This window comes from Stenotrophomonas lacuserhaii, from assembly GCF_039674585.1.
Classification (GTDB): domain Bacteria; phylum Pseudomonadota; class Gammaproteobacteria; order Xanthomonadales; family Xanthomonadaceae; genus Stenotrophomonas; species Stenotrophomonas pennii_A.
Genome location: NZ_JBDJNU010000071.1, coordinates 1 through 9,574, shown reverse-complemented (window position 1 = coordinate 9,574; position 9,574 = coordinate 1). Strand labels below are relative to the sequence as shown.

Here is a 9,574-nt window from a genome sequence, read left to right as displayed (position 1 = left end):
ATGAAAAATGAAACGCGGTCGCGCCGACCCATGGTGGGCGAGGGCAGCGGGCCGTGGGGGGTAACATTCCGCCGACCATGGGTCGGCGCTACCAGTGCCCGCACGTCACATCGCCCCCGTGGACGTGTCGAAGGTGGGCCGGGGTGGGCCCCGCCCCACCAGCACGCAGCCCTGCACGTCGTTGACGTTGACGTGCCTGACGAAGCGGACCGCCGGGCCGCAGGCCCGGCAAACCTCGACACCGGATGGCGTAATTTTCGCCACCCATCTTGACAGCGTCTGGCCGCAAGGGCTGCGACCGGTTATCCACACGTTTGTGCGACAACCATCCACACCGCCTGTGGATGAAACCGTCAGCGTGTCAGTACCCGACCAATTCCGCTGTCGTCCACTTCGGCTGCCGCCGCGGCGATCGCCATGTCGCTGCTGCCGGGCACGAAACCGATGCGGAAATGCACTTCGCCGCCGGGCGTGCGCGAGGAATGGATCGAGGCCAGGCTCACCTGGTGCTGCTCGAACACATGCAGCAGCGCGCGCAGGGAACCGGGACGATCCTCCGGCAGATGCACCGACAACGCCTGGCGTTCGGTCAGGTCGGCCAGCAGGTAACCCACGCGCTCGAAGGTGTAGTTGCCATCGGCAAGCACCTGTTCGCCGAACGCATCACGATTGGCCTGCAACATCTGCTGGCGGAACCCCGCGCGTGCCGCATCGTCACCCTGCAGCACCTGCACCTGCAGCTGCTGCAGCTGCCCGATCAGGCGCTCCAGCATCGGCGCCACGTGCGGATTGCCGAACTGGATGTCCTCGTAGATCGCCGGGTTCAATGACAGGATGCGCGAGATGATTGCCGTATCCAGTTCAAAGGACGCCGAGCGATACGGCAGCAGCGCGGAAAGATCACCGAGTTCGGCCGCGTAGCCGCGCAATACGCCGGCCTGCGCCAGGTGGCCGGCATGCACCATCGCCTGCACCAGCGCCATCACCTTGTCGTGGTGGGCCGGCGTGGCACGCACGCACTCGGCCTGCAGGGCCGCGCACAGTTCGTTGATCCACGGCTGCCAGCGCTGCACGCGGGCTTCGCAGACCACCATCACCCTGCCCTTCAACGTCGGCGACTTGGGCGGCGCGGTCATCGGATGCAGGCCCACGACGTCCGCCTGCGAAGCCAGCATCGCCTGCACCGGGGCCTCTTTCACCGAAGTGACGTCCAGCCACAATCGACCCGCCTCGCGACCCGCCGAAGCCTGCACGTACGCGGCAATCAGCGCGGGGGTATGCCGGATCGGCGCTGAGAACAACAGCACGTCGGCCTGTTCCAGCAACTGCTCTGCTGTATGCGAGCTGGCGTCGGCAGGATCATGGCCGATCACCTGCAACTGCATGTTCTGTTCGAAGAAACGGGTCAGCCAGCGTCCAAACGCGCCGGCGCTGCCGACGATACCGATCACCCGCGGCGACACGCTCATTCCAGCTGCTCCACGGCAAACCGGTGCGGCTGCGCCAGCGCAGCGGGTGCGGCGGCATGCACGTCGAACTCTTCGTGGCCGTTGGCCAGCGTCGCTTCCAGTGCCGCATGGGTGCCCGACACGGCGCGGCCTATCGCCTGCTGCATGTCCTCGCCGCGCAGCAGGAACGCCACGATCAAGGCCATCAGCACATCGCCGGTGCCGGCCACGTCCACCGGCAACAGCGGCGAGGTCCAGCGCCAGACGCCCGACGCGCTCACCGCCAGCGTCACCAGTCCGCCCCCGTCGCCGGAGACACTGTGCGCCAACACCCATGTCGGCCCACGGGCCAGCAGCACGCGCGCGGCCGCAATCGCGTCGTCCTGCGCCAGCGCGGGCATGCCGGTCAGGCGGCCCAGTTCGAACGCATTGGGCGTGACCAGCCAGGCGTGCGGCAGCAGGCGCTCGGCGAACACTTTTTCCAGGCCGGGTTCGACGTAGGGACCGGTGTGGGTATCGCCGATCACCGGATCCAGGCAGTAACGCAGTTGCGGGCACGCCGGCAGGGTCTGATCCAGCCAGTCCGCGAACGCCGCGCCGTTGTCGACGCTGCCGAAGTAGCCGGACACCAGCATCCGCGCCCGCTGCGGCAGGCCGCGCTCGCTGGCGCCGCGCAGCAGATCGGCGAACCAGTCCGCCGGCAGCACGCGCCCGCGGGTGGTTTCATAGAACGGGGCGTTGCTCAGCAGCGTGGTCGGCACTTCGGCCACGCGCAGGCCCAGCGCGCGCAGCGGCGGCGCTGCGGCGCTGTTGCCGGCATGGCCGTAGACGAGCTGGGACTGGACCGAAATGACATCGACCGGCGACGGGCCGTCCGGGCGCTGGCGACGGCCGTGGACCAGGTGGTTCTCGAGGGATTCGCTCATCCCTCCATTTTACGCCCGCGACGATCAACGGTCGTCACCCACCGGAGGATCAGGGGCATGACGGCCAGTCGCCGTCAGTACCGGACCGGTAGCGCCGAGCCATGCTCGGCGAGCGCAGCGGCGTGACGGTCAGCGGCCGTCACTACCAAGCGTCAGGACGTCATGCGGTCCCAGAAACCTTTGACGCCATCGATGAACGTCGCCGACTTCGGCGAATGCTTGCGCGCCTCTTCGCCGACGAACGTAGCTTCGAACTGCTCCATCAGCTTGCGCTGGTCCGGCGTCAGGTTGACCGGCGTTTCCACCACCACGCGGCAGTACAGGTCGCCTTCGCTGCGGCTGCGCACCGAACGCACGCCCTTGCCGCGCAGGCGGAACAGCTTGCCGGTCTGGGTTTCAGCCGGAATGCGGATCTCCGCCTCGCCGCCCAGCGTGGCAACGCGGATGGTGTCACCCAGCGAAGCCTGCGAAATGCGGATCGGCACTTCGCAGTGCAGGTCATCGCCATCGCGCTGGAAGATGGCGTGCTCACGCACCCGCACTTCCACGTACAGATCGCCCGGCTGGGTGCCGGCCGGCCCGGCCTCGCCTTCGCCGGCCAGGCGGATCCGGTCGCCGGTATCCACGCCCGCAGGCACCTTCACCGACAGCACCTTGTCTTCTTCCACGCGGCCATTGCCGTGGCAGGTCTTGCACGGCTGGGCGATGATCTGCCCGCGCCCGTTGCAGTGGTGGCACGCCTGCTGCATGGCGAAGATGCCACGCTGGATGCGCACCTGGCCACGGCCGTGGCAGACGCTGCAGGTTTCCACCTTGCCGTCTTCCGAACCGCTGCCATCGCAGTCGCCGCACTCGGCCAGGGTCGGGATATCGATGCGCCGCTCGATGCCGCGCACCGCTTCTTCCAGGTCCAGTTCCATCACGTAGCCGATGTCGGCCCCGCGACGTGCCTGGCGTGGACCACCGGCGCCACCTCCGAAAATATTGCCGAAGATGTCGCCGAAAATATCATTCATGTCCGGACCACCCGGACCCCCGCCGCCACCGCCCATGCCGTGTTCGAACGCAGCATGCCCGTGGGCGTCGTACATCCGGCGCTTGTTGCCATCGGACAGGGTTTCGTAGGCTTCCTTGCACTCCTTGAAGGCCGCTTCGGCGGCCGCATCACCCGGGTTGCGGTCGGGATGGTGCTTCATCGCGCAGCGACGGTAGGCCTTCTTCAGCTCCTCGTCGGTGGCGGTGCGGGCTACGCCCAGGACTTCGTAATAATCGCGCTTGCTCATGGAGTGGATCGCTTTCCGGTACGTCGGGATTCGTCAAAGCAGAAAAGCGGACAAGGTCCGCTCCTGCGTCGGGCGCCCCGACTCGCCTCGCGGCGGCCAGGACCCTGATGCGACGACGGGACGCTGCCAAGGCAACGTCCCGCGTCGGTCTGGATCAGGACTTCTTGTCGTCCTTTACTTCGGTGAACTCGGCATCGACGACGTCGTCGTGCTTCGCGCCGGCGCCGGCGTCGGCACCCGGGGCGCCGCCCTGGTCACCGGCCGAAGCGGCGGCGAACAGCGCCTGGCCGGCCTCTTCCAGTGCCTTCGAGCGCGACTCGATCTGCGCCTTGTCGTCACCCTTCATCGCCGTTTCCAGGTCGGCCAGTGCGGCCTCGACCTTGCCGATCACATCGCCGCCGACCTTGCTGCCGTGTTCGGTGATGGCCGAACGGGTGCCGTGGATCAGCGCATCGGCCTGGTTGCGGGCCTGCACCAGTTCCTGGAACTTCTTGTCTTCTTCGCGGTTGGCTTCGGCGTCGGCCACCATCCGCGCGATCTCGTCCTCGGACAGGCCCGAACCGGCCTTGATCTCGACCTTCTGTTCCTTGTTGGTCTTCTTGTCCTTGGCCGACACGTGCAGGATGCCGTTGGCGTCGATGTCGAAGGACACTTCCACCTGCGGCAGGCCACGCGGGGCCGGCTCGATGCCGGACAGGTCGAACTTGGCCAGCGACTTGTTGAAGCGGGCCTGTTCGCGCTCACCCTGCAGCACGTGCACCGTGACCGCCGACTGGTTGTCTTCGGCGGTGGAGAACACCTGCGAGGCCTTGGTCGGGATGGTGGTGTTCTTCTCGATGATCTTGGTGAACACACCGCCCATGGTTTCGATGCCCAGCGACAGCGGGGTCACGTCCAGCAGCAGCACGTCCTTGACGTCGCCGCCGAGCACGCCACCCTGGATCGCCGCACCCAGTGCCACGGCTTCGTCCGGGTTGACGTCCTTGCGCGGCTCCTTGCCGAAGAACTCGGTCACCGCCTGCTGCACCTTCGGCATGCGGGTCTGGCCACCGACCAGGATGACCTCGCTGATGTCGCTCGAACGCAGGCCGGCGTCATTCAACGCAACGCGGCACGGCTCGATCGACTTGCGGATCAGCTCGTCCACCAGCGACTCCAGCTTGGCGCGGGTCAGCTTGATGTTCAGGTGCTTCGGGCCGGACGCATCGGCGGTCACGTACGGCAGGTTGACTTCGGTCTGCTGCGCGCTGGACAGCTCGATCTTGGCGCGCTCGGCGGCGTCCTTCAGGCGCTGCAGGGCCAGCGGATCCTTGCGCAGGTCGATGCCCTGGTCCTTGTTGAACTCTTCGACCAGGTACTCGATGACGCGGTTGTCGAAATCTTCGCCGCCCAGGAAGGTGTCACCGTTGGTGGCCAGCACTTCGAACTGCTTTTCACCGTCGACGTTGGCGATCTCGATCACCGACACGTCGAAGGTGCCACCGCCCAGATCGTAGACCACGATCTTGCGGTCCTTGTTGTCACCCTTGTCCAGGCCATAGGCCAGCGCGGCCGCGGTCGGCTCGTTGATGATGCGCTTGACGTCCAGGCCGGCGATGCGTCCGGCGTCCTTGGTGGCCTGGCGCTGGCTGTCATTGAAGTACGCCGGCACGGTGATGACCGCTTCGGTGACCTTCTCACCGAGATAATCCTCGGCGGTCTTCTTCATCTTCTCCAGCACCTTGGCGGAGATTTCCTGCGGCGCCATCTTGCGCGCATCGCTGGTGGACACCCAGGCATCGCCATTGTCGTGGGCCAGGATGCCGTACGGCACGTGGGCGATGTCCTTCTGCACTTCCGCGTCGGTGAACTTGCGGCCGATCAGGCGCTTCACCGCGTAGAACGTGTTCTTCGGATTGGTGACCGCCTGGCGCTTGGCCGAGGCACCCACCAGGACTTCGCCGTCCTTGGTGTAGGCCACGATCGACGGGGTGGTGCGATCGCCTTCCGAGTTTTCGATGACGCGGGCCTTGCCGCCGTCCATGATCGCCACGCACGAGTTGGTGGTGCCGAGGTCGATACCAATGATCTTGCCCATGGGGGACTCCTGAAGATTATTCGGTTAATCCGGCCGCAGCCGGTGTATGAATGGGATGTGGGGGAGGCTCGTGGAACATTCAAGCCATCCCGGGACGCTGTATTCCACGATTCAGGATCCAGGCAGCGCCGGGCCATGCCCGGCGGTACCGGCCTTCCCGCTGCGTGGTCAGTCGCGCGCGACCACCACCAGCGCCGGGCGCAGCAGGCGGTCGTTGAGCAGGTAGCCCTTCTGGAACACCTGCACCACGCTGCCCGGGGCGGCGCCATTGGCGTCGACCTGGCTGATCGCCTGGTGGTGTTCCGGGTTGAAGGGCTGTGCGGTCGGGTCCAGCAGCGCCAGTCCGTTGTCCGCGGCCACCTTCAGCAGCTGCCTGTAAGTCATTTCAAGGCCGTCGCGCAGCGGGCTGGCGTCCTCGCCTGCGGCCTTCAGGCCGGCGTCCAGGCTGTCGAACACCGGCAACAGCTCGCCGAGCAGCTTTTCGTTGGCGAAACGGCGGGCCTGTTCCACGTCACGGGTCATGCGCTTGCGCTGGTTGTCCAGGTCGGCGCGCTCACGCAGCGCATCGGCCTTGACCTGCTCCAGCTCACCGCGCAGCTGCTCCAGCTGGTCGTGGTGGGCCGTTGCGGCCTCGTCGGCGGCCGGGTTGGATTCGATATCGTGATGATCTTGGTTCATGTGCGTTTCCCTGGCGGTGACTCCCCGCCTCCATCCCACCTAGTGTGGGCGGGAAACTGCGTTTCAAGCGCCGCGGGGCATCGCGGTGCCCGATCCCGGCGAAAAGGCCGCCCCGAGCACCTCGGCGGTGGCCTGTACCAGCGGGATCATCCGGTCATAGGCCATCCGCTTCGGCCCGATCACCCCCAGTACGCCCAGCACCTGGCCATCGGCCGTGTACGGCGCAGTGACCAGCGAGACGCCTTCCAGCGGCACCACCCCGGTCTCCTCACCTATGAAGATACGCACGCCCGGCGCCTGGATGGTGCGCTCCAGCAGCTGCAGGATCTCGCGTTTGCTCGAAAACAGCTCGAACAGCTCGCGCAGCCGTTCCAGGTCGGACAGGTCCTGCACCCCCATCAGGCGGGTCTGGCCGGCCACCAGCATGTCGTTGGCCGGCGGCTGCAGGGCCTGCTCGGCCAGTTCGATGCTGTGCGCGAGCAGTTGCTCCATCTCGCTGCGGGTGTCGCGGAGTTCGTGCAGCAGGCGGCGGCGGATCTGCGCGACCGGCAGCCCGGCGAAGTGGGTATTCAGGTAATTGGCGACCTGTTCCAGCTCACCCGGCTCCCACGGCCGGCGGGCCTCGATCACCCGGTTCTGCACTTCGCTGTCGGCGAACACCACGATGGCCAGCACGCGACGGGCGTCCAGCGCCACGAAATCAATCTGGCGGAAGGCGAACTGCTCCCGGGTGGGCGCACTGACCACGCCGACGAAATGGCTCATCGCCGACAGCAGCTCGGAGGCACTGCCGAGCAGCGCCTGGGTGCCGGCGCCACTGGCCAGCTCGCTGCGCAGGCGGCTCAGGTCCTGCTCGCCGGGCGGGTGCATCTGCACCAGGCTGTCCACGAACACCCGGTAGCCGTGCGCGGTGGGAATGCGGCCGGCCGAGGTATGCGGCGAACTCAGCAGCCCCAGGTCTTCCAGGTCGCCGAGGATGTTGCGGATGGTCGCCGCGCTGACATCCAGCCCTGCCGTGCGCGCAAGCGTTGCCGACCCGACCGGCTCGCCATCCTGGATGTGGCGGGCGATCAGGGTACGCAGCAGGTGCCGCGAGCGTGGGGCCAACTGGTCAAAGGGCGGCGGCATCGGATCAGCCTGTGAGACTCCCCTCCTAGATAATGCCGGGAAGGACGCTTGGCAAGTCATTGGTGCATGCCACCGTGCGTGCTAGCGTTGCGCGGCTCGAGAGACCTACTGGACCATGCTCAGACACTTATCAATCAAGGATTTCGCGGTTGTCCGCGCCACTGAACTGGAGTTCGGCCCCGGCATGACCGTGGTTTCGGGCGAAACCGGCGCGGGCAAATCGCTGATGGTGGACGCGCTGGGCTTCCTGTCCGGCCTGCGCGCCGACAGCGGCGTGGTGCGCCACGGTGCCCCGCGCGCCGAACTGTCGGCCGAGTTCGCGCTGGAACAGCTCGCCGGCGCCCGCCGCTGGCTGGCCGACAACGAACTGGACGACGACGAGCAGTGCCAGCTGCGCCGGGTGATCCGGGCCGACGGTGGCTCGCGGGCCTGGATCAACGGCCGCCCGGTGACCATTTCCCAGCTCACCGAACTGGCTGGCCTGCTGGTGGAAATCCACGGCCAGCACGAACAGCAGGCGCTGCTGACCCGCCCGTCGCAGCTCGCCCTGCTGGACGCCTACGCCGGCAATGCCGAGCAGCGCCGCGCGGTGCGCGTGGCCGCGGCCGGCTGGCAGATGCTGGTCGATGAAGCCGCCGCGCTGTCCCAGCAGGGCGATGTCAGCGACCGCATCGGCTTCCTGGAACACCAGCTGCGCGAACTGGAACGCGAGGACCTGGAACCCGAATCGATCATCGCGCTGGGCGCCAGCCATCGCCGCCAGGCCCACGCCAGCGCCCTGCTGACCACCTGCGATACCGCCACCACCCGCATCAACGGGGACGACGACGCCTCCGCGCTGGGGCTGCTGGCGCAGGTGCGCGGCGACCTGGGGCGGATGATCGAACACGATGCCCGGCTGGGCGAGGTGGACGCGCTGATCGACAGCGCCAGCATCCAGTTGCAGGAAGCGCTGAGCCTGCTGGACCGCGTGCACGATGACCTGGACGCGGACCCGGAGCAGTTCGAGGACAACGAGCGCCGGCTGGGCCGCTTGCATGACCTGGCCCGCAAGCACCGCGTGCCGATGGAAGACCTGGCCGCCCAGCGCGACCGCATGCAGGCCGAAGCCGAACAGCTGCGCGGCGCCGACGTACGCCTGCAGAAGCTGGCCGGCGAAATCGACAAGGCTGCAGCGGCGTGGCGCGAGCAGGCGGCGGTGCTCAGTGCCGGGCGCCAGCGCGCGGCCACCGAACTGTCCACCACCACCACCGGGCTGATCGCAGAACTGGGCATGGGCGGCGGCCAGTTCCTGATCCAGCTGGAACCGCAGGACCTGGCCAAGCCGGACCCGCAGGGCGCCGAGCGGGTGGAGTTCCTGGTGGCCGCCAACGCCGGCCAGCCACCGCGCCCGCTGCGCAAGGTGGCCTCCGGTGGCGAGCTGTCACGCATCTCACTGGCCATCGAAGTGGCCGCGCTGGACCTGGACGCGGTGCCCACCATGGTGTTCGACGAAGTCGATTCGGGCATCGGCGGCGCGGTGGCCGACATCGTCGGGCAGAAACTGCGCGCGCTCGGAGAGAAACGCCAGGTACTGTGCGTTACCCACCTGCCGCAGGTCGCGTCGAAGGGCCACGCGCATTACCGGGTCAGCAAGGCGCCGGTGGAGGGCATGACCCAGAGCGCTGTGGAAAAGCTGGACACCAAGGCGCGCGAAGAAGAACTCGCACGCATGCTGGGCGGCGTGGAAGTGAGCAAGGAAGCGCGCGCGGCGGCCAGGAAGCTGCTGGCAGGCTGACCGGCGCCGCCCGACGGCCCGCTGCGCTCGCCCGCTTCGGTAGCGCCGAGCCATGCTCGGCGGAATGCTTGACGCCACGGCCCGCTGCGCTCGCCGACCATGGGTCGGCGCTACCGCTCGGCGGGTGACGGCCGCTGGCCGTCAGCGTTTGCCTCGGGTAGTGACGGCCGCTGGTCGTCAGCGTTTTCCTCGGGTAGTGACGACCGTTGGTCGTCAGTCGTTGCCTCCGTGGGTGACCACCGTTGGTCGGGACGCTT

7 protein-coding genes are annotated in these 9,574 nt (G+C 67.5%); 1 reads left to right on the top strand and 6 read right to left on the bottom strand.

The features are described from left to right. Positions 1-353: 353 nt before the first annotated feature. From ABE522_RS17065 to hrcA, 6 genes are all read right to left on the bottom strand, one after another. On the bottom strand, positions 354-1,469 hold the full coding sequence (locus ABE522_RS17065; protein WP_346592723.1) for a prephenate dehydrogenase: 1,116 nt from the start codon (positions 1,467-1,469) through the stop codon (positions 354-356). Continuing rightward, positions 1,466-2,374, bottom strand: a complete 909-nt coding sequence (gene pdxY, locus ABE522_RS17060; protein WP_346592722.1) for a pyridoxal kinase — start codon at positions 2,372-2,374, stop codon at positions 1,466-1,468. The genes ABE522_RS17065 and pdxY overlap by 4 nt, the downstream gene beginning before the upstream one ends. A gap of 152 nt (positions 2,375-2,526) precedes the next feature. After that, positions 2,527-3,657 carry a molecular chaperone DnaJ gene (gene dnaJ, locus ABE522_RS17055; RefSeq protein WP_346592721.1) on the bottom strand — a complete coding sequence of 377 codons (1,131 nt, stop codon included), beginning with the start codon at positions 3,655-3,657 and terminating at the stop codon, positions 2,527-2,529. A gap of 154 nt (positions 3,658-3,811) precedes the next feature. Then, the gene (gene dnaK, locus ABE522_RS17050; protein ID WP_042612302.1) at positions 3,812-5,734 is read right to left on the bottom strand and encodes a molecular chaperone DnaK; all 1,923 of its coding nucleotides are present in this window, start codon (positions 5,732-5,734) and stop codon (positions 3,812-3,814) included. 168 nt (positions 5,735-5,902) lie between these two features. Further along, entirely contained in the window at positions 5,903-6,412 is a 510-nt protein-coding gene (grpE, locus tag ABE522_RS17045; protein ID WP_346592720.1) for a nucleotide exchange factor GrpE, read from the bottom strand. A gap of 63 nt (positions 6,413-6,475) precedes the next feature. Then, positions 6,476-7,540: a heat-inducible transcriptional repressor HrcA gene (gene hrcA / locus ABE522_RS17040; protein WP_346592719.1), complete on the bottom strand. Its 1,065-nt coding sequence runs from the start codon at positions 7,538-7,540 to the stop codon at positions 6,476-6,478. Positions 7,541-7,655: 115 nt separating this feature from the next. Here hrcA and recN point away from each other — a divergent pair, with 115 nt between their 5' ends. Further along, positions 7,656-9,317, top strand: a complete 1,662-nt coding sequence (gene recN / locus ABE522_RS17035) for a DNA repair protein RecN (RefSeq protein WP_346592718.1) — start codon at positions 7,656-7,658, stop codon at positions 9,315-9,317. Positions 9,318-9,574: the final 257 nt, after the last annotated feature.

Excerpts from the sequence above, each read along its gene's own strand:
- recN (WP_346592718.1), top strand. The coding sequence starts at position 7,656 with ATGCTCAGACACTTATCAATCAAGGATTTCGCGGTTGTCCGCGCCACT.
- dnaJ (WP_346592721.1), bottom strand. The coding sequence starts at position 3,657 with ATGAGCAAGCGCGATTATTACGAAGTCCTGGGCGTAGCCCGCACCGCC.
- ABE522_RS17065 (WP_346592723.1), bottom strand. The coding sequence starts at position 1,469 with ATGAGCGTGTCGCCGCGGGTGATCGGTATCGTCGGCAGCGCCGGCGCG.
- grpE (WP_346592720.1), bottom strand. The coding sequence starts at position 6,412 with ATGAACCAAGATCATCACGATATCGAATCCAACCCGGCCGCCGACGAG.
- pdxY (WP_346592722.1), bottom strand. The coding sequence starts at position 2,374 with ATGAGCGAATCCCTCGAGAACCACCTGGTCCACGGCCGTCGCCAGCGC.
- dnaK (WP_042612302.1), bottom strand. The coding sequence starts at position 5,734 with ATGGGCAAGATCATTGGTATCGACCTCGGCACCACCAACTCGTGCGTG.
- hrcA (WP_346592719.1), bottom strand. The coding sequence starts at position 7,540 with ATGCCGCCGCCCTTTGACCAGTTGGCCCCACGCTCGCGGCACCTGCTG.